Origin of the sequence: uncultured Kriegella sp. (assembly GCF_963975415.1) — a bacterium.
GTDB lineage: Bacteria > Bacteroidota > Bacteroidia > Flavobacteriales > Flavobacteriaceae > Kriegella.
In genome coordinates this window covers 13220-33708 of the sequence record NZ_CAXBGN010000001.1, presented here as the reverse complement: position 1 = coordinate 33708, position 20489 = coordinate 13220, and the positions used below count along the sequence as shown (strand labels likewise).

At 38.0% G+C, this 20489-nt stretch carries 18 protein-coding genes; 4 read left to right on the top strand and 14 right to left on the bottom strand.

Going from position 1 to position 20489, the window contains the following annotated elements:
• Positions 1 to 108: 108 nt before the first annotated feature.
• The 9 genes from AACZ88_RS00140 to AACZ88_RS00100 form a co-directional block, all read right to left on the bottom strand.
• Positions 109 to 1350, bottom strand: coding sequence for a YaiO family outer membrane beta-barrel protein (locus AACZ88_RS00140; protein WP_339704390.1), 1242 nt, complete (start codon positions 1348 to 1350; stop codon positions 109 to 111).
• A complete protein-coding gene (locus AACZ88_RS00135) occupies positions 1350 to 3743 on the bottom strand; it encodes an LTA synthase family protein (RefSeq protein ID WP_339704387.1) in 2394 nt (797 codons plus the stop codon). Before AACZ88_RS00135 ends, AACZ88_RS00140 begins: the two co-directional genes overlap by 1 nt.
• Positions 3744 to 3750: 7 nt before the next feature.
• A complete protein-coding gene (locus AACZ88_RS00130; RefSeq protein WP_339704384.1) occupies positions 3751 to 5181 on the bottom strand; it encodes a glycosyltransferase in 1431 nt (476 codons plus the stop codon).
• Positions 5174 to 8032, bottom strand: a complete 2859-nt coding sequence (locus AACZ88_RS00125; protein ID WP_339704381.1) for a hypothetical protein — start codon at positions 8030 to 8032, stop codon at positions 5174 to 5176. The genes AACZ88_RS00130 and AACZ88_RS00125 overlap by 8 nt, the downstream gene beginning before the upstream one ends.
• Before the next feature lies 1 nt (position 8033).
• Entirely contained in the window at positions 8034 to 8405 is a 372-nt protein-coding gene (locus tag AACZ88_RS00120) for a response regulator (RefSeq protein ID WP_339704378.1), read from the bottom strand.
• The gene (locus AACZ88_RS00115) at positions 8405 to 8815 is read right to left on the bottom strand and encodes a hypothetical protein (protein WP_339704375.1); all 411 of its coding nucleotides are present in this window, start codon (positions 8813 to 8815) and stop codon (positions 8405 to 8407) included. The genes AACZ88_RS00120 and AACZ88_RS00115 overlap by 1 nt, the downstream gene beginning before the upstream one ends.
• A 705-nt stretch (positions 8816 to 9520) precedes the next feature.
• Positions 9521 to 9922: a hotdog domain-containing protein gene (locus AACZ88_RS00110; protein ID WP_339704372.1), complete on the bottom strand. Its 402-nt coding sequence runs from the start codon at positions 9920 to 9922 to the stop codon at positions 9521 to 9523.
• A 59-nt stretch (positions 9923 to 9981) separates the two neighbouring features.
• Positions 9982 to 10878, bottom strand: coding sequence for a DUF72 domain-containing protein (locus AACZ88_RS00105; RefSeq protein WP_339704369.1), 897 nt, complete (start codon positions 10876 to 10878; stop codon positions 9982 to 9984).
• Positions 10879 to 10970: 92 nt separating this feature from the next.
• The gene (locus AACZ88_RS00100; protein WP_339704366.1) at positions 10971 to 12329 is read right to left on the bottom strand and encodes an NAD-dependent succinate-semialdehyde dehydrogenase; all 1359 of its coding nucleotides are present in this window, start codon (positions 12327 to 12329) and stop codon (positions 10971 to 10973) included.
• 166 nt (positions 12330 to 12495) lie between these two features.
• On the opposite strand from AACZ88_RS00100, the gene AACZ88_RS00095 reads away from it, so the two are divergent.
• Positions 12496 to 12903: a glyoxalase gene (locus AACZ88_RS00095; protein ID WP_339704363.1), complete on the top strand. Its 408-nt coding sequence runs from the start codon at positions 12496 to 12498 to the stop codon at positions 12901 to 12903.
• Here AACZ88_RS00095 and AACZ88_RS00090 read toward each other — a convergent pair.
• Entirely contained in the window at positions 12895 to 13575 is a 681-nt protein-coding gene (locus AACZ88_RS00090) for a DUF2461 domain-containing protein (RefSeq protein WP_339704360.1), read from the bottom strand. The two genes, AACZ88_RS00095 and AACZ88_RS00090, sit on opposite strands and share 9 nt — an antisense overlap.
• A 97-nt stretch (positions 13576 to 13672) precedes the next feature.
• Here AACZ88_RS00090 and epsC point away from each other — a divergent pair, with 97 nt between their 5' ends.
• Complete coding sequence (gene epsC / locus AACZ88_RS00085; protein WP_339704357.1) at positions 13673 to 14464, top strand: serine O-acetyltransferase EpsC; 792 nt, start codon at positions 13673 to 13675, stop codon at positions 14462 to 14464.
• Positions 14457 to 15341 (top strand): cysteine synthase CysM, encoded by an 885-nt coding sequence (cysM, locus tag AACZ88_RS00080; protein ID WP_339704354.1) that lies wholly within the window; start codon positions 14457 to 14459, stop codon positions 15339 to 15341. The genes epsC and cysM overlap by 8 nt, the downstream gene beginning before the upstream one ends.
• Positions 15342 to 15464: 123 nt before the next feature.
• Here the strand turns inward: cysM and AACZ88_RS00075 are convergent, their stop codons facing one another.
• From AACZ88_RS00075 to truA, 3 genes are all read right to left on the bottom strand, one after another.
• Positions 15465 to 15962: a hypothetical protein gene (locus AACZ88_RS00075; protein ID WP_339704351.1), complete on the bottom strand. Its 498-nt coding sequence runs from the start codon at positions 15960 to 15962 to the stop codon at positions 15465 to 15467.
• 125 nt (positions 15963 to 16087) lie between these two features.
• A complete protein-coding gene (gene corA / locus AACZ88_RS00070) occupies positions 16088 to 17179 on the bottom strand; it encodes a magnesium/cobalt transporter CorA (protein ID WP_339704349.1) in 1092 nt (363 codons plus the stop codon).
• A gap of 36 nt (positions 17180 to 17215) precedes the next feature.
• Entirely contained in the window at positions 17216 to 18001 is a 786-nt protein-coding gene (gene truA, locus AACZ88_RS00065) for a tRNA pseudouridine(38-40) synthase TruA (RefSeq protein WP_339704346.1), read from the bottom strand.
• 311 nt (positions 18002 to 18312) lie between these two features.
• On the opposite strand from truA, the gene AACZ88_RS00060 reads away from it, so the two are divergent.
• On the top strand, positions 18313 to 18795 hold the full coding sequence (locus tag AACZ88_RS00060) for a hypothetical protein (protein WP_339704343.1): 483 nt from the start codon (positions 18313 to 18315) through the stop codon (positions 18793 to 18795).
• Positions 18796 to 18946: 151 nt separating this feature from the next.
• Here AACZ88_RS00060 and AACZ88_RS00055 read toward each other — a convergent pair whose 3' ends face one another.
• Positions 18947 to 20458, bottom strand: a complete 1512-nt coding sequence (locus tag AACZ88_RS00055; protein ID WP_339704341.1) for a spondin domain-containing protein — start codon at positions 20456 to 20458, stop codon at positions 18947 to 18949.
• Positions 20459 to 20489: the final 31 nt, after the last annotated feature.

Below are 20489 nucleotides of genomic sequence, written 5' to 3'. Positions count from 1 at the left end.
GTACCCTTGTCTTTTCGTTGTATAACACTAAAAATTTGAAGAATGTTATTTCGTCGGCCAAGAAAAATCAATACTCTTTACGTCGAAAATACATTTGCGGAATTGCAATTAAAATTTGATTTCATAGGATATTCCTGCAGAAATCGACCATGTAAATTTACCCGAATCAAAAACCAATTCTTGTCGATTGACTCCGAGACTGGCCTTGTAAATATTTGGACTATTTTTTGCGGTGAACTGATACTCCATACCCAATCGTTGCGATTCAATAAAGAGTAGCGTTTCTGCAAGTAACTCTTCATCATCGCGTAGTTGTTTAAGCTCAGGAGAATATCCCATTCCGAAATTAATACCAAGATAGTTGTAGCCATCTCTCAAATATTTACGCATCAACAAGTTTCCAGAAAAACTCATATTGCCATTGGGCTGTGGCGTAAGATAAGGCCGCAGGGAAAAGTAGTAGTTACCGGAATACAAACCAATCGAGCCCGTATAAATCTGGGCCTTTGATGTGTTAAAGTCTAAAAATCGCATCCCCAAAGAAGCTTCTAACGATTTAGGCAAGTTTGCATAGAGTTCGGCCCCTACCCTATGATCTGGAAAAATGGGCGCATTTGAATACCCATAGTTCAAATAACCGTAGAACGTTTTTGAAAACTTAGGATAAAAATCCAATTCATATTGCAAACCATGGGTTTGAAAGCGATTACTGTAGTTGATTTTTGGGATTACGAGACCTGCCCCTGTTTCTCGACCATAACTTATACTCGAATAGATCATAGGGTCATAGACCACATCAAAAATTTCAAAAGAATTTGAAATTTTTACACCATTCTTGAGACCTCTCGCTGCTGTTAGCGTATCGTTGGAGGGTGTGAATTCTGTCGGTTTTGGTGTTTCTTGCTTCCCTTTCTTTACCAAGGCCAAAGTTCTCGCCTGCAGCGCTATGATATCTATATCATTCTCTAAAAAGGATACGGCTTTATTGGCTAAACCAAGAGCGAGGTAATAATTTTCGGCATATATTTCATTTTTAATGGTGGCGACCCACACTTCCTTATTTTCCCGCTCTACGGATGTTATGCGGTTAAAATGGGATCTCGCCTTATCATAGTCTCCATCCCAACTATACGTACTGGCCAATAAACTGCGTACATCGGTATAATCAGGGTATTTTGTTAAAATATGGCATAAAGTATCTCGGGCAACATTACGATTGCCGTCGAAAGCTAAAGTACGTGCCGTAAAAAAAGAGACATCGGGATCACCGTTATATGCCAGCTCTTGGGCTTCTCCCCAAAACGGAGGCACTAACAAGACCATCAGCCATATTTTTCTAATCAATCTCATCAAATATCACTTAAAACGAGTTCAGTTTCTACTTCTTTTTGGTTTGAAGACTTTTGATTGAATGTGCTTAGGTGTTTCTTTTCAGCCGCTTTCCTTGCCCTATTGATTTTTGATGTAATCGCGGAAGTATCGATTTCATTTTTATCCATAAGCGATATCAATCTTATGGCCGCCTCAGTTTTCTCTGACCAGAAATAAACATCAAGCAAAGCTTCGTAGGAGTCTAAATAAGAAGGATTTAACCCAATACACGTTTTAAGTATGCGAATAGACTCAGAATAGTTTCCCTCCCAAGCATTGATTCTCCCCATAAGAATATGTGCATCTAAATGACTTGGAATTTCAGAAAGTATGTACCGACAAAGCAGCAATGCCTTTTCCGACTCCTTATCAAAAGCAAAACTTCTTGCCGTTGAATAAGCCTTGTCGAAGTTACTACCATTGAAAACACTATTTAGCCATACCATTTCATTGTGTTCGAACGCCTCTTTCCTAAAAGGAAAAATGACCAGTTCATCAGGTATTATCTTATTCTTCTCGGTTACATATACATTCATAGCCATAAAATCATTTAGCTTTCTTCCTAAATTACCCTTTTGGCCCAGTACCAGTTTTAAATTAAGGTCACTATCAATATCAAAGGCGTCTCCATCGGAAAAAAACTTATTTCCATGAATAAATTCCATGGTTCCATCTTTATCTGTCTTCAGCGGAATATCTTTAATCGACCGAAATCGTCTATGCATATCCAACGCACCGCCTAACCACGCCACTTTTTTGGGCAGTTTTATTTCATAAGTTTTGTTTAGAAGGGCCAATAAGGATGGGGCCACATCTAAATGTGAGGAAATAGAACTAAATGTCTTAGCCGTTTTCAGCATGGGACTATATATGATCAAGGGCACATGGAAAGAACCTAATGTATTTTTTAGGGGAATATCGGAATCAAGCGAATGGCTTCCCGTAATTATAAACAAAGTGTTGCCGAAGTCATTATTTTTTTGATAGGCGCTAAAGAATGCCTTTAAGGCCTCATCACTGTACAATAGACTAGCAAAAACGTTACGGTTATCTTCGATTACCTCCTGCGTCTTTTCATCGCTATTACTATCAATGAGCAATTTAGAAACCAATGCTTCGTAGTACTTTTGATTTGACAATAAAAAAGGACTACGCAAATTGGCGGTCATATACACCTCCATCCTTGGTTGGGTATTTGGCTTGGGCAGACTCATACCCTTTCTAAAGAGTTCCTTATCGGGATAACCCCAGGAGGAACCGCCGGCATCTTCAACTTGCAATTGATAACCGTTCCCAAAACCGGATCGGTCCAAAATAAAATCGACACTTTCACTCTGAAGAAAATTATCTAAATTATTCAATGAACTATTGGTTCCTTGATAGTATGAAGTATGGTAGCCGTTGTTCTTTAAAACCCCAAATAAAGTCAGTTTATTCGGAAAATAACTTAGATTTAAAAATCCTTCTTCGCCAAAGGGCAACGATCCGATCAAAGATGGTATTGTCCCTGAAGTTTGTGTAGTGTTGCTCAAAAAATTATCCCAATAGAGTGATTTACGGGACAACGAGTCTAAAAAAGGTGTAAACCCACCATAGGGTGCCTCTTTCCCTATAAAACCCTTCCCTAATCCTTCCACTACAACAAAAACGATATTCGGTTTCTCTTTCCTTAATTCAAAATAATCTCCCAAAACATCTTCAGTGTTCGGTGTTCGGACTAAGGGGTACTCCACTTTAGAATTATAATTCGTTCGTTCGATAGTTTCGGTGAAAAGATGTTTCCCTAAATATTGGGTCTTATTCTGGTTGATGGGCTTTCCTTCTGTAAATAGTGTAATGACAAAAAGACTGAACAACACAATGGTAAAGGGGTACATTTTATTGATGTGATGGTAAAATTTCGAAGTGACTCTATAGCATCCAAAAAAAGAAGCTATCATAATAAGTGTCGCTAAAATGATGGAAGGCAACATACCCAGGGAATTGGACGCACCTATCATAAGATCGGTAAAATTATAATCTAATAAGTCTGCACCCAACGGCACATAGAAGGCACAGTAGTAGGTAACTAACAATCCCTCGATACCCAATAGAAAAAGTAGTACCAAAAAGACAACTCTAAAACCGAGCCTGGGATTAAGGTTTTCTAGAAAGTTAAAAAGCGGTACTAAAATGAGACCAACCAAAGAAGCATATCCCATGTGATGTACAATCGAAATAACAAAGCTCATTCCCAAAATGACATCAACAACACCTTTAAAAAACAATATAGTGTACTGAAAAACGGACAATACAAGCAACGACAAGAAAAATGAGATCATCAATCTTGTGTAATGTTTTAAGGTCGATTTTGAAATGCTATTCGTTTCCATTTTTAAACTATGTTGTTTTGGCAAATCCTTTACGAACTTGAGAACCCCATCCTGATTTTATCTTGAACAATTTTTTGTAATTACCCCTCACGGCAGACCAGACCACTATTGGATGAAAAACCAAAGGTTCAATTAGGGCACAGCACATTAATGTGAGTATGTCTTTAGTGCGTTTGTATTCGTTATAGGAGTATACATCCCATAAAATGGCATAAAAAGAGAACATTACCGAGAACATATAAATCATCATTGTTATTGCAATGAAAAAATCCCAATTCAGTATTCCCAGATAATAAAAAAGTATGATGGTAAAAAACCCAAAAAATTCCAGCAAGGGAGCAAGCCATTCATAAAAAAACCAATACGGATAACTTAGCATTCCCAACTTCCCAAATTTGGGGTTAAAGAACATATCTTTATGTTTAAAAAGTGTCTCTAAATTTCCTCTGGCCCATCTATCTCGTTGGTTTATAAATATTTTAAGGTCTTCGGGAACTTCTGTCCAACAGAGTGAATCTGGAATATATTCAACGGTATAGGATAGTTTTCTTTCATGCATATACCTTCGCATTTTAAATACAATTTCCATATCCTCCCCGACTGTATTGGTGTCATATCCCCCTACCGCGAGTGCAATCTCACGATCAAAAAAACCAAAGGCCCCGGAAATAATCAACAAGCTATCAATACGGCCCCAGGCCATTCTTCCTAAAATAAAAGAGCGTGTATATTCCAACAGTTGAAATTTTGCCAGCCAGTTTTTAGGAAGACGAATTTCTTCTAGTTGACCTCCCGAAATAACGCAGGAATTCGCTACCCGAATAACCCCACCGACGGCAATCACTCTTTTTTTCGAACGTTGATAGAACGATTTCACCACATGGAGCAGAGCGTCGGGCAATAACAGGCAGTCGACATCGATACAGCCAACATAGCGATTGTTGGAAAGCGCCATTCCGGCATTCAAGGCATCAGACTTTCCCCCATTTTCTTTATCGATTACCGTAAGTTTGGAGAAAGAACGTTGCGATGATCTATATATGCCTCGTATGGGCTTCGAACGCCAATCTGGATCGGATTGATGTTCCACCTGAACCAAATCATAAGCATCTATCATTTTCTGCAAGGTGTCATCCTTACTACCATCATTAACCACCATCACCTCATAATTGACATATCGTAATGATAACAATGATCGAATATTTTCAACAATGGTCATTCCCTCATTATAAGCGGGTGCAATAATGGTAATGCTGGGTGCCAAAGGCGATGCCATAACTTTTGACATATCACCAAAGCTATTCTTGTTTCGATAATGTATTGAGTTTCGGGTAGATAGATACCCCATTAGACTGAACATTAGAAATAGGACCGTCGTAAACAATAGAAAAACAATGTTTATATAATCTAAAATGATATTGAATACACCACTATCCATTTAACTTCTCTATAATTTTGTTTGGAAATGACCACAATTGGTTCAGGAATGAATCGTGCGGGTTTTCCAATAATAGAGGTGGTTCTTCTACATGTTCCAATTTTTCGGAAAATTCAAAGCCAACGTCAAAAATATCGTTGTTCAATGGGGGTTCCGCTTCCATCTCATCGAGTAGAAGACTATACTCTAAAAGTACCGCTCCGTCAATTTCTTGTGATTGACCTGTTGTACTAGCCGATTGATCGTTTGCTTCGTCGCTTCCCAAGGATTCTCGTTTTTCAGCAAGCTTGTTCATAAGCCCTTTTAAACCTAATTGTGCCTTCTTTCTTATTTCAAAATTAGGATCCTCTAAAAGGCTATCTAGAAATGGAATTTCCTTTTCATCGCCTACAGCGACAATCTCATCTAGCAAGATTAGTTTTTTTGCGGTATCACATGTACGAAAAAGGTCTTCGAATACGTTGAACGGTTTAAAATCTATGTCTTCGGAAACTTCTAAATCTGTAGGGCTAGAGCGCTCTTCAAAGGGCATACTGGCGAATTTAGATATCAAATGTCGAATGCGTTCTTTAACAGATTTGTTTTTTTCGTTTTGCAAGAGTTCACTCAAAAGGGGAATTTCCCGTTGATCCCCCAAGGCTTCGATGTCGTCAAGTAATTGCATCGTTGCTTCTTCGGTATTTTTTGAGTATGATTCATTGCTATGACCGTCGATATCATTTGAAACCAATTCTCCAGCGTCCTCTATCTTTGTTTCCGATGCTATATTATCTTTCTTATTTCGAATCAAATTGTCTGCGACACCTTCATCTGAAGCTTTATCCGTTTCATTGATCGTTTCTTCCTTTTGCAAAGGCACAAATTCCATATCAAGTGATTTTCCAATCCACTCCATGTCAGACCATACATCATCAAATTCGTTTATGATTTCCTCGAATTCATTGGTATTCTCGAAAACGACTAAATCTTCAATAATCGCTTTTAATTTTAATTGATCGGTAGGCTTCATTTCGTTTGTTGTCTGCTGAGAATTTATTTGTTCTAAATTATAACCCAACTCCTCCATCTTATATTTAGGGAGGACTTCGGGGTCGATTACTTCAATATCCGGTACATCTAAAACCGGAAACCCATCTTTAAATACTATGTTGTGTGTTTCATTGTCCAATGTCTCGCAGCCAAGTGTTTCTTCATGAATTACTTCAATCGCCATCACATCATCAACTGCCGAGATGTTTATTTCTGCTTCATTAGAAAAAACAGAATCTTGACTGTTGGCCACAATCGGTAAAAAATCAAATGTCAAAGCATCAATATTCTCAACTTCATAACCGCCATGGTTCTTTTCAATATCATCTGTCTTTTGGGTAAACCTTACTTCCTCAAAAACAACTTGAACCTCATTAATTTCATTTTTGACGATTATTTTGTTGGGTCTATATTGCGCTGAGGTTTCGCTTATTTCCGAAAAGCTATCGGTAACCGTTACCTTGTCGCACACAATGGGCAAAAAGTTGACATCCAAAGAATCCATTAGTTCCTCTTTAGATAAAGTAGAAGTAACGGTCGAATGGTTTTCCTCCATCTCTTTTAAGGAGGTCTTATCGTTGCCTTTTTCTGCTAAAGTCGATGCGACCTGAGAAACCTTTTCCCTTTCTTCTTCAGACTGGAGCACGATGATGTGATTATCATCAACCAATTTTGAATTTAGAGTATCTTCAGTTTTATCGGTAGTATTTTCTTTTACATCGGTTAAAGGTGTTATACTTACATCTGCGTTTTGAAGGCCCTCGGTCGGCATAATACTTTCTGGCGAAATAGCATTAATAGCACTTAAAGCTTTACTTTTAACTGAAAAGTTAAACTCCTTATTTTCCACTAATTTCAAAAATGCTACATCTGCTTCGCTTCCCAGATTGGCTATGGCATCCAATACCGATATTTTAACCTCGACATTGCTTTTCCAGAATATCAATTTTAACACATCTAGAGCGGCAACAACATTAAATTCCTTGATGCATTTTATAGCTTCTCCCCTAATTTGGTTATTCTTATGTTTGACCAACTCAATCAAAGAAGCGTTGCAGTCGTTTTGATTGTAGTATTTCACCAATCTAAGTGCAAAAAGTACCACATGCTTGTTGCGTGATGTCAACCACAGTTTAAATCTAGGGGGATTAAAGTCTTCCAATTTTCGCATGGCATCCAAGAGCTTTAATTGTTGCCATTCCGATATTCGATATTTTGTGGTATCCAAAAAGAAGGCTATTCCTTCAGGCTTGAGTGTTACCGTGGCAATTTCTGCCTGTTTACGAATAGTACTCCTCTTGTCATTTATGAATTTCGTGATAAAAACATAAGATTCAACAACTTGCATACTGGTAAGCTCTAATATACCTTTCGAAACAACCTGCCATCGTGTACTTTTCAATTTTTCAAAAGCGTCTTTATGGAGCCCTAAATCTTGGTAAAGTGAAAAAAGTCGCTTTTGGGTATCTCCTGAAACATCTTTTTGAAGGTCAAGTAATATTTCGGCCAAGACTTTACGATTAAAACTATTCTTGAGCAGCTCCCTTATTTCAATCTTCAGGGCCACATAGTTACTCTTGTCTTCTTTTAGTCCGTTATCCTCATAAAAAAGAAACTCACTGATCATTGGTGATAATTCGGTCTTACGCCTTCTAACCTTACGTTGAGTAGCGGAAATCTTATTTCTAAAAAAGAATATTGCGGTGAAGTAGATAAAGACCAAACCAATAAAAAGGAAAGTCAACTGCCATAAAAGTTCCGTATGGATTTTAGGCACATTGATCCAAAAATAATGGTGATATGTCAGTGCTTCTATTATCAAATTACATTTTGTTCAGTTCTCTTGCGACCCTGACGAGCAGTTCTGAAGGGCTTACCGGCTTGGAGATAAAATCGTTCGCGCCCAATTCAAACGCACTAAGTACATTTTCTTCATTACCCGCCGAAGAAATAATAATTATAGGGACATTCGACTTCAGTTCATTGCGTACAAAGTCTATAAGTTCTATGCCCGAGAAATATGGCATCATAATATCGCTAACAATAATGTCGGGCATTTCTCTGCTTAAATGCTCTTTAACAGCCTTTCCGTCTCGACTTAGGCAAACTTTATATCCGCCTTTCTCCAATCGAAATGTCAAGAGTGAAGCCAGCAACTCATCATCTTCGGCCAATAAAAGCTTTTTTTGTACCATTATTCGTCACTTATGAGGTTGAAAAACTGTTCGTCTATGACACCCTCAATCAGAGGGTAGCTATCTAAAAAAGACTGGTATAACACTGTTAGTTTATCTACGCCTTCTTGGTCGACACAGATACAATGCATTTTTTCTACAATACTGAACAAGTCTTCTGTTTTCAAGAGCAACAGGCTACATTTTAGTTTGTGCGTGGCAAATTGCAGCCTCTCATAGTCTTGATTCGCTATATGTATTTTTGCTTTTCCAATAAATTCCAAGATATTTTTCTTGTATAGGCCAATCAATTCTTTTAGCATGTCAACATCACCCATACATTCTTCCAATAAAGGTTTTAAATCAATGATACCAGAGTCAGAACCATAGGTATTTTTTGCTGGCGACTGTTGACGTTCGAAATTTTTCATAACATCGTTCTTTTATGCGGGTCGCCAGACCTTCTATTTCCCAAACAACTTCCAATTATACCGCCTTTATATTTGATAATGAATGTTTTATGCGTCGATATAAAAGTTCTCAAATGATTTTCAACCTTGCATAAAAAAGGGAAAATCGAGTCCACTTTTTTGTAAATGAATTCGTAAGAAACTTTGAAGTTAACTGTCTGGGATGAAAAATTATATAGCAATGATTCATCAAGCTGAAGGCATGCGAAAAGTAGGTCTTTAGTTTTCAAAGAGGGTTGATTTGGGTAAATCGATTGAAAATAGTAGAATTTTACCCCTACAAAATTTCAATTTTTTTGTTAGTAATCAGTTAATTACCTTAAAACTAGCCCAATTGAGGTGTAGTTTGCAATTAAATGTTACCTAGCCCTTTGTTTATGTGGTAAAAGACGTCTATTTGTAGGTGTGCGACTTTTACCGATAAAAATGGTCAACCAAATTTTACCGGAAGACCATCGTTTTGTTTGATGAAGACTGATTGCCCATAACAGGCAAAAAAAAGACTTAAAGTATTATGGTATAAAAAATACTTTAAGTCTTTAAATTTTAGAACATTAAATAACTATTATTCTCTTTTAAAGAATCTACATGACGCTATTCGAAGGAACGGCTGAAATCGATGCTTTGTGTCGTGAATCGCTGCCGTACGAATTGTTATACGGTTGCTTATTTGTCTTTTGCGGCGGCCAACCTATCTTTTACAAATTCTATTTTTGTTTTTCCGTGAGATTTAGGTTTGCCGGCATCATCTAAATTAACCATAATGATATTATCAACGGTAACTATCGTTTCATGCGTCATTTTATTACGCACTTCACAATTAAGAGTCAAGGAGGTTTTACCGAACTTGACCACTTCAATACCTATCTCTACGATGTCTCCTTGCCTAGCGGTACTCATAAAGTTAATTTCAGACATGTATTTGGTAACCACCTTTTTGTTCTCTAATTGAACAATACTATACAAAGCCGCTTCTTCATCAACCCAAGCCAATACCCGACCACCGAATAGGGTTTCATTGGCATTCAAATCTCCGGGCTTAACCCATTTTCTTGTATGGAATCTCATAATAATAATTTTAGGGGAATTTTTTATTTACTGCTACAAAATTACACAAGAAAACTGCCTTAAAATAGCTTAGGGTCAGATTCTTGCATCGTTTTCGGAATCTGTAAATTACTACCAAGTTTTTTATTCAATTTAGCAATAAAGTGCGCAGATAATAAGGGGGATGCCAATTCCATATTTTGATGAACAAAAAAGTGAATGTTCTTTAGCCCTTTTTTCTTCCAATCGTCTAATTTATCGACCCAATCCTCTAAACGCGTATAATCACTTTCATGATTAGCCCCAACATATCTAATAAAGGCCTCATTATTGGTTAAGCGCATATGCATCAAATCACGTCTACCTGCGGTATCGACCAAAACATTCGCAATACCGTTCTCTTGTAATAAATGATAAAGTTCTTCTGCCACCTTCTCTTCATTGAACCAATCGGTATGTCGAAACTCCATCGCCAAAGAAAATTCCTTGGGCCAGTTATCGACGAATTGCACTACCCTATCCCAATTTTTAGGACCGAAATTATTATGCATTTGCAAGAATATGGTGCCTAATTTATCTTTAAGATTTGATGTAACATTAAGGTATTGATCTAAGATAGGATAAACTTGATCGTTTAAACGCCTTAAATGACTAATGTTCTGTACAATTTTAGGGAAGAACTTAAAATCGTCTGGTGTCTTATCATACCACTTACCATAAGTTTCTGCAGGAAATATGCGATAAAAAGTCGCATTGAGTTCAATACAATTGAATTGTCTAGAATAATATTCAAGCTCGTCTTTCGTTCCCCTCGGGTAAAAATTCTTTAAGTCTTGCCTGTTCCATTTAGCACAACCCACATAAATTTTTGGCGCATCATTGTTCGTTTGTCTTGACAAGACTATATCGGTGTCGGGATGATCCTTCGGGATGGTGAAATCTACCGATTCGGGACGCTCTACTTTTCCAAATTTCATTTAGCTATGTTTTCTTAAGACTATCTATTTATTTTACAACTTATTACATCAATTATTTAAAGCGAACATTGATAACTATTTGAATATAGGAATCAATCATATTTAACATATACAGTCTTCTTATTTACAAACTCCCGAATGCCGTGCAACGAAAGTTCTCTTCCGTAACCCGATGTTTTAACTCCACCAAAAGGAAGTCTCGGATCGCTCTTGACAAGTTCGTTTACGAATACGGCACCTTCATAAAATTGAGGAATCAGACGATTGACCCGATCCCTATCCGTACTAAAAATAGATACTCCTAGTCCGAATACCGAATTATTGGCAAGATTTACGGCGTCTACTTCGTTTTCGAAGGTGGTAATTCCGATAACGGGACCAAAGGTTTCTTCTTTAAAAACGGGCATGTCGTCGGTAACCCCTGTTAATATGGTAGGCTCGAAAAAACAACCTTGTCTTTTACCTCCCAAGAGAACATGAGCACCCATTTTCACTGAATCATCAACTTGTTTTTCCAATTCTTCCGCTAGGTCTTCCCGTGCCATGACTCCGATGTATGTTTCTTTATCCAAAGGATTTCCACACTTTAGTTCCTCCACCTTATCTTTAAACCTTTCAATGAATCCTTTTGCGATAGATTGCTGTAAAATAAGTCTTTTACCCGCAATACAACTTTGCCCGGTATTTTGAAATCGAGCCTTAACACAAATTTCCACAGTCTTCTCCAAATCAGCATCGTCAAATACTACAAGTGCATTATTTCCGCCCAGTTCCAGCACCGATTTTTTGATATGTTGTCCTGCTGCAGCAGCAACCGATGAACCCGCAGGCTTGCTTCCCGTTAGGGTAACTGCCCTGATAAGATCATTTTCCAACAACGCTTCAATCTTTTCGCTTCCAATAATTAAATTTTGAAAGCATCCCTTAGGAAATCCAGCATTTTCAAAAACCTCTTGAATCATTTGTGCCGATTTCATTACGTTAGAAGCATGTTTCAACACACCAACATTACCTGCCATTAGATTTGGGGCCGCAAACCGAAATACCTGCCAAAATGGATAGTTCCAGGGCATAACCGCAAGAACAACCCCGATAGGTTCGTAACGCACATAGCTAATTTCTGCATCAGTAGCAACAGGTTCGTTTTTCAACTGGTCTTTTGCATTTTCGGCATAATATTCACACACCCAGGCACATTTCTCAATTTCGGCAATAGCTTGTGTAATGGGTTTGCCCATCTCATTGGTTATAATTTCTCCATACTTTTCTTTATTATTTTTTAGTTCCTCGGCCGCCTTGACCATTAGTCTCTTGCGCTCGTCAAATGTGGTTTTTTTCCACGAATGAAAAGTCTCATCTGCAAGTTCAACTCGTGACTGTATATCACTATCAATCAATTCTTTAAATTCATATATCTTTTTACCGTTATAGGGGTTTGTCGATACTTTCATAACTAAGATTCATTTTTCTTAAAGCTAATGATATTGTTTTAAAATGGGGAAGTGTTAGCACTTATTTAACGCCCTTTTATAGCTGTTCATAACCTGGTTAAAAACTAACAGCTTTCCCCCAAAGGCACATGGTCAATATGTATTAATTTTATAAAAACCACATGTAATGAACGACAGATCCTCTAGTCTTCTTGAAATCCGCCCTCAAATTCCATCTGCAAAAGTAACCGAAGAGATGAGTTTAAACGAACGGTTTCAAAATGAAACTTTACGTCCCATTATTAAACTTCAAAATTTTTTACTGTTAGCGGTATTTAAAAATTATATTTCAAAACACAAGAACAGGTTTTATGATTTATTACCGGAAAAGCGAATGGACTATATCGAAAATGCCATTCAAAAAGACATTAAATTCAGAAATTCTTTAAAAGGTATGCTGATTGGTCAGTTCACTGAAGAGGAGTATGATATCTACATTCAAAATTCTTCAGCACTCAACAAGCGTATGATGAATATGGTCGTCGAAAAACTAAAAGATCAAATGCAGTATTTCACAATGGAAATGCTAGTCTAATAGTGACTCTCCGTTTAAATTTGTGGTAAGAATTTCACTCATCAAATCGAAATAAGGCCGAATCGCCATATAAGCTTCGTCAACAACATTGATAAAATTTGGCGACAATACCTCCTCGTCGGTAAAATTCTTCACAAAAATGTATTGCTTTTTCTTAATAAGATCAATATTTACATCCTCTTTATTAAAACCCTTAGGTGCTGTCTTAACTTCGTCACCAACAAGGTTTCCCCAGATATTTTTAAAACCTTTTTCAGATATCACCTCTCGAACTTCGGTCGTATCCAGCTCAAATTCTTTGCGTATGCGTAGTAGGTCATCTTTATTCGGTTGCCAAAACCCTGTTGCGATAAAACTTCCCCCAGGTTGCAAATGAAAGTAATAACCTCCCCTATTTTTGACTCCCGCCCTGGAAAATGACCCAGCTAAATGGGTCTTATAGGGTTGTTTGTTCGCTGAAAAACGAACATCTCTATATATTCTGAACATTTTCAGCTTGTCGATTTCATCATGAGATTGTAACCGTTCTTGCAAACGTTGTAAAAATATCTTGACTTCCAATTCACGCGCTTTGAATTCCTTTTTGTGTTCTGCAAACCAGTCCCTATTGTTATTTTTTTCCAGTTTTTTAAGAAAAAGAAGGGTCTGTTTCGTAATTACCGAATCTAACATACGACCTACAAGTTGTTATTTTTAAGCTAAAGTAACCAATTGGGATAAACTGCTTTTAATATAATGGTTAATTTTGAAAATTGTCAAGCCGCACCATATGAATCAGAAATCGATTATTCAAAAAATAGTTCAGCACAAGAATCAGCCTAATTTAAGGTTTGCGCTAAAACAGAAGACAGAACAGTTTACCGACCGTCTTTTTTATACCCTTTTTGACATTGATACTCCCGTAGCCGAAAATCTATCAACTTTAGAATCGCAGTTTGATGGTTTGGTCGATTTGGCTTGTTGGGATGTAAACAAATCATGTAAAAAAGTTTGGGAAAGTTATGTGGGCAAACTTCCAAAAATTCTAGAACGACTGAATATGGATGCAGCTGCAACGGTAAATTGTGACCCTGCATCATTATCGATTGAAGAAGTTTACATGGCCTACCCTGGTTTTTATGCTATTGCCATTTACAGATTGGCACATGAACTTTACAATGAAGGTTTTCCCTTAGTGCCCAGATTGATGACCGAATACGCCCACAGGCAAACGGGTGTCGACATTAACCCTGGCGCTCAGATAGGTGATTCTTTTCACATAGATCACGGTACAGGTGTGGTTATTGGGGAAACAGCCATTATCAAGAATCATGTGAAAATTTATCAGGGCGTTACTTTAGGAGGCTTATATGTTGCCAAGCACTTACACAAGACCAAACGCCACCCCACTATTGAAGATAATGTAACTATTTATGCAAATGCCACTATTTTAGGTGGGGAAACAGTAATCGGGGCTAACAGTGTCATTGGAGGAAACGCATGGATAACAGCATCCGTGCCCCCTCACTCTACAGTATTTCACACCCCTGAGATTAAAATAAAAACACTACCAAATGTCTAAAAGTATTCTCGACCTTATCGGAAACACCCCTTTGGTATTGTCAAGGGTTTTGAACAAAAATCAAAATGTAAAATTACTTTTTAAGTTAGAAGGGCATAATCCTGGAGGTAGCGTTAAGGATCGAGCGGCATTGAACATGTTGAAAAGTGGGCTCGAAAGTGGAGCTATTCGCAAAACCGATAAATTAATCGAGGCAACAAGTGGCAACACAGGAATTGCTTTGGCAATGATTGCGGGAGTTTACGGGTTGGATATTGAACTGGTAATGCCGGAAAGTGCTACAAAAGAACGGATACAGACCATGCGGGCCTTTGGCGCGAAAGTGACCTTGACTTCTTCGGATGTTGGTATAGAAGGTGCCCGTGATTATGCCGAAAGCAAGGTGGAAAAAGATGGATACATCATGATCAATCAATTTGCCAACGAGGATAACTGGAAGGCGCACTATAAAACAACCGGACCGGAAATATGGGAAGACACCCATGGAGAAATCACTCATTTTGTTTCGGCAATGGGAACCACGGGAACCATTATGGGCACTTCCACCTATCTAAAGGAAAAGAATTCAAAGGTAGAGATTGTCGGAGTTCAGCCTACAGATGATTCGAGCATACCTGGTATACGTAAATGGCCTAAAGAATATTTGCCTAAAATTTTCGATGCGTCAAAAGTCGATCGAACAATGGAGGTAAGTCAACAGGAAGCCATTGACATGGCCAAAAGATTGGCCAAAGAAGAAGGTATATTTTCAGGAATGAGTAGCGGTGGTGCGGCCGCTGCTGCCCTACGCCTGGCAGATACCTTAGAACATGGTGTAATTGTTTCCATTGTCTGTGACCGAGGTGATCGGTACCTCTCATCTGATTTGTTCGCCTAAAATCCCTTGTTTTTTTAAACCAACTTTACCAACTCTCGATGAGATAAAATGAAATTGCGAAATGCTAAAAAGAAGCACCTTTTTTAAGGTGCTTCTTTGTACTAAAAGACTAAGGCCCCGTAATTATTTCATTGCTTTGTGATTTTCTAAAATCAGTTGGAGCGCTTTTCCGTCTTTATCTGTAATGACGAACATTGTGTTCAGGCTTTTCTCTGACATTTGAGTATCGTTATGTACATTCAAATATTTACTGTTTTCAATTGCAGCGAAAATTTCATTGTCGTTTGTTCGGAAAACAAAGTCCTTGTTGGCATCCGAAGTATAGCTAAAGCTAATTACCTCGTCGAAATCATCATCGGTGTCATTGTCTATATTAATCGTTTTCGTGATTGCCTTTGGGGTAATAATTCTTCGAGCATCGATTTTACCCTCATCTTCCTTTGCAAATTTTATTTCTTGACTAATGGAAGTATGAATCTCGACGGATTTTTTTACAAGTTTACCCGCTTCATACATTTCATATTTCTTCTGGGTGGTTTCTTCTGAAATTTCCCTGTTAGAATTCTGTGCAGATAGTAACCCGGCAGTCAAAAAAGAAAAAATCAAAAGTGTCCGTTTCATATATATCATTTCTTGTGTTTTATTTACAAAAACAAGATATGCTACAAGTGCAGGCATTATTTGCTCTTTCAAAAAAATTATGAACTACATAAAGTGATCACACAGTTTAAAGCTACAGGTTGTTATTACAGCCAATGTTTTCTCTTAAAATAAATGAGCATCAACAAAAAGAGTAAAATCATTACGCCCCAGACCATTAAATAACCATATTCCCAATGAAGTTCCGGCATATTGTCAAAGTTCATACCATATATACCCGCAATAAAAGTTAATGGAATAAAGATAGAAGCCATAATAGTCAATACCTTCATTACTTCGTTCATTTTGTTGCTCATATTACTCATATACATTTCCATTAGACTCATCGACATTTCCCGATAAATCTGAAGGCTTTCATTGATTTCTATGGAATGGTCCAATGCATCCCTTAAAAACATTTTGGTATCTTTATTGATAAGTTCGCTTTCTGAATCTATCAAACGGCTGAGCAATTCTTTGACGGGAAAAATCCAACGTCTTACTTTTAATACATCTTTTTTTAACTCTTGTATTTTATGGGCAACCTCTTGTCGCGGGTTTTCATAGACTTCGACTTCCAATACTTCAATTCTTGCATTGAGGTGTTCAAGCACAACAAAATAATTATCGACTATTGCATCAAGCAATGCAAAAAATAGGTAATCGGAACCCTTGTTCCTGATACGACCGGCTTTGTTTTTTATTCTGTCCCTTACCCCGGCAAATACATCGTCATCAAGCTCTTGAAATACCAAAACACCATTTTTCACCAAAGCAAGGGCTACGTGCTCTGCAACCAATTCGTTATCATCATTGATATACAGCATTTGAAACACTCCGAAAATATAGTTCTCATATTCATCGATTTTTGGTCGCTGTTGGGTATTTACGGCATCTTCGAGCACTAAAGCTCCGAGACCGTAGTACGTTCCCAAATTTTCTACAAACCTTTCATCACTAATACCAACCACATCGACCCATTGCAGCATATCGGATTTCTGAAGTTTTATTGTCGCTTCGACACTATCAGCTTTATGCACCTCATAGTCTGACTTATTATAATTTATTATGGTTACCTTAGAGGCTACCCCTTCCCGTTTCCCCATATAAGTTACCGTACCAGGTGCTTTCCCCGTTTTACGATGCAATTTTGATTTCTTCTTTTGGTTCGATTTAAAAGATATTTTTTTCTTTGCCATAACTATACTATTATATAAATGGTACTGGTGCGTATTTTATTTAAATTCTAAATGGTTCAAAAGTAACCCAGATCCGGGAGCAACGAAGGTAAGTTGTGCATTGTTATCTTCATACAAAGATTCCTTAATCTCCCGTATACTCAGTTCTTTCCTACCCAACTGAACCAATGCTCCCATTATCATGCGTATCTGATAGCGCATGAAACCTTCTCCGGTGACATAAAGTGCATAGCTGGTTGTAGGAAAAAAATTAGCAGTCAATAATGTATTGGGTCTAATTTCACAACTGTCTATGGTTCTCATGACATCAGTATTCGCTCTCAATCGAGCCGTATAAGCAGAAAAATCATGGGTGCCTACAAAAAGTTGAGCCCCTTCCTTCATTAGGTCAATAGCTAGATTTTCTTGAAAATTGGCCATATATGGGGCACAAAATGGGTGATTTTTGGCACCGAAAGAAAATAAGTAGACATATTCCTTGGTTTTCGCATGTTGTATTATGTTGAATGATGAATCAACCTCACTAAACTCCAACGCGCGAATATCAGGAGGGAGGTTCTTATTAAAGTCATCGAGAAATTTCCCATAATTTTCAATGGGTGCTTCTTCTAAAAAAAGTTCAAATGCGGTATTTGCTGCTGAAACTTTGGCGTCGGTTCGACCCGCTCCTAAAATCTTAAATTTTTGGCCATTTAGAACGAATTTAAGCGTCTTGGTCACCATTCCCTCAATAGTTCTTTGGTGCGGCTGCTTTTGCCATCCGCTATAGCGAAAACCCAAATATTGCAATCGTATCAAATAGTAGTACTTATTTCTTCCCATTCATAAAAGTAATTCGATTCAAGCTACTGCTTTTTTTTGTAATTCTTATTAGGCTTGTTTAGGGATCATACCCAAAACCGCAACCTTCATAAAAATTTTCTTGTGATTTTCTCAAAAAAGGACTGGAATTAATATTGGATTCACTAGCTACATAGCACCCTTTAATTCAGTATTTTATACTAATTTCGGTGTTAAGATTATGTATAACCAACATTAACTACAGTTTATCGAATATTTAAAATAAACCAAATTTGAGTACGTTTTAAGTTTTAAACCAGGGTTCTATAAATCCCCCGAAACCTAATTTTAAAATGAAATATGTTTTACAACTGTTCCCATGGAAATGGGTATTGAGACTGTCTATTATAACCTTGCTTTTGCTTGGTATTCTTAGTTTTTACGGACTATATACCGATAAATTCTACTTTTTTAAGCCCGATAACTACATCTTTCCATTATTGAGCATTATTCATTTTACCTTTCTATATGTGATGTGGTTCAAAATTAAAGAAAATGATTTGAGCGACCCTCCCATGCGCACGTTAGAATATTCTTTGTATGTCATTGTCTTGGTCTACCTCTACAAATTTTTTGAAACTGTACAGATATTAATAAGTTACAACGAGTATGAAAACCATGTATTACCAAGTTCATTTTTTCCTATTGCGATCTTAATTATGTCGTTACAACTTTTACTCTTGGTATTAACGCTAATGACGTTTAAATACCGAAAAGTAGTTATAGGTCAATATATATTCGATGATATGAATCAACATGTTGATTCTTGGAAATAAACCACTTACGCAATACAACTATAAGTATAAATTCAATAACTTAACTTTTCTGTTTTAGAAAGTCGGAGATATTAAAATCCAATAACAAACAAAAACCCCGTCATATTGACGGGGTTTTTTAGTGTTCCTAATTTTTCGTAGGTGAGTTCTACTATTTGGGGGTCGATTGAATACTTACTTTGATAACCCTTGCGTTGTCAGGTATATGCTCCAATTCGGCTACACTCGCAAGCCGAACATTTGCATTGGGGTCATCTGCGCCCGAATCGGGACCTGATTGCCTAATGACCTGAAACAAACCAGCTCCGGGATATTCATCTGCTTCGGTTCCGGCATCATAGAGGTAAACATATTCCGTCAAATCTCCGTCAATGGGTGTTCCGTTCTCAAAAAGGGCCAAACCATCGGGTGGAAACGAATAAAACCAATCATTGCTTTGTACGAACATGGTTGTAAAAGATAAATGTTCCCCATCTTTTGCAGAAAACTCGAATTGATAACTTCCTCCTGGACCAATAGCCCCAGGACCTGATGTACCTACCGGTGTATCGAAGGCCGCAAAAGCATTTATGCCCTCTTTAACCGCCAATGCGTCGACCAATAAGCTAGGAATTCCATCTTCGGCAATGGCCTGCAACCCTTCCCCAAAATCAGGGGTATCGATTTGATAAAAGGGCTGGACATTCGTGACATGGGTTGCCCAGACACCTGGTGATAGCGGAACGATCAGGCCCGTTGCTTCTTGGGCATCCATTAATAAGGCTTCTGGAAAACCATCTTCGGCTATATTTTCAAGACCATCTGAACTGGCTATAAGACCGGCCTCCGAAGCAGCCTCTCCCTCTACAAAAAATGGAGCTGGTGCCGTGTGTACGGCATAAACTCCCGGTGAAAGTGGAACTGCCGCCCTAGTATCTTCACCTTGAGCGGGAACTGCAATGGTTGTGCCGTTAGAAACATTTATTATACGGACTTTAAACTTAGCCGGACCAATATTTTCAATGGTAACCTGAATGACCTCTTCGTTTTCAGGTAACACATTGCCATAACTACAGCTGTTATTTGTTATTTTAGTAACAACCCCATATTCATTCTCTCCTTGATCCGCTGCCTCGGGCGATTGTTGTGGTTTTTGATTAGGACCTCCCGTACGTTCATTGACCTCGGTACCCGCATCCCAAAGTTCTATTTGATCCGTAACATCTACCGGGCCATTGGCACAAATTGAACTGCCATCTTCATTGTAAAGCCGAATCCCTTCTTCCCCAGGTGCATAAAAAAGATCGTTCGATTGCACGAACATAGTTACAAAAGAAAGCCTTGTGCCTCCATCACCTGGGAGTACTACCGGACCTGCATCGATTTCAAATTCATAAGCATCACCGGGAAATAAGGGAGCCGGATCCGACCCGCCAACAGGTACTGCAAATACCCCGCTTTGAAAAATAGGTTTGGGAGTGACCACATTCTCGATGGTCAACATGAAATCGGCTTGGGCCGCAACTTCCATCTCCGTATTGTCGGTGCTGCTTTCCGTATCATCAACGGTTTTTTCAACAGTTGTATCGTCGGAAACAAGTACGTCACTTTCAGGGTCTGAGCAAGCGGCTAGAAACAAAACTGTTCCGCTCAAAAAGGTTACAAATAGTGTTTTCGTTTTCATAATCTTAGCTTTTAGAATTATTTAAGGGTTA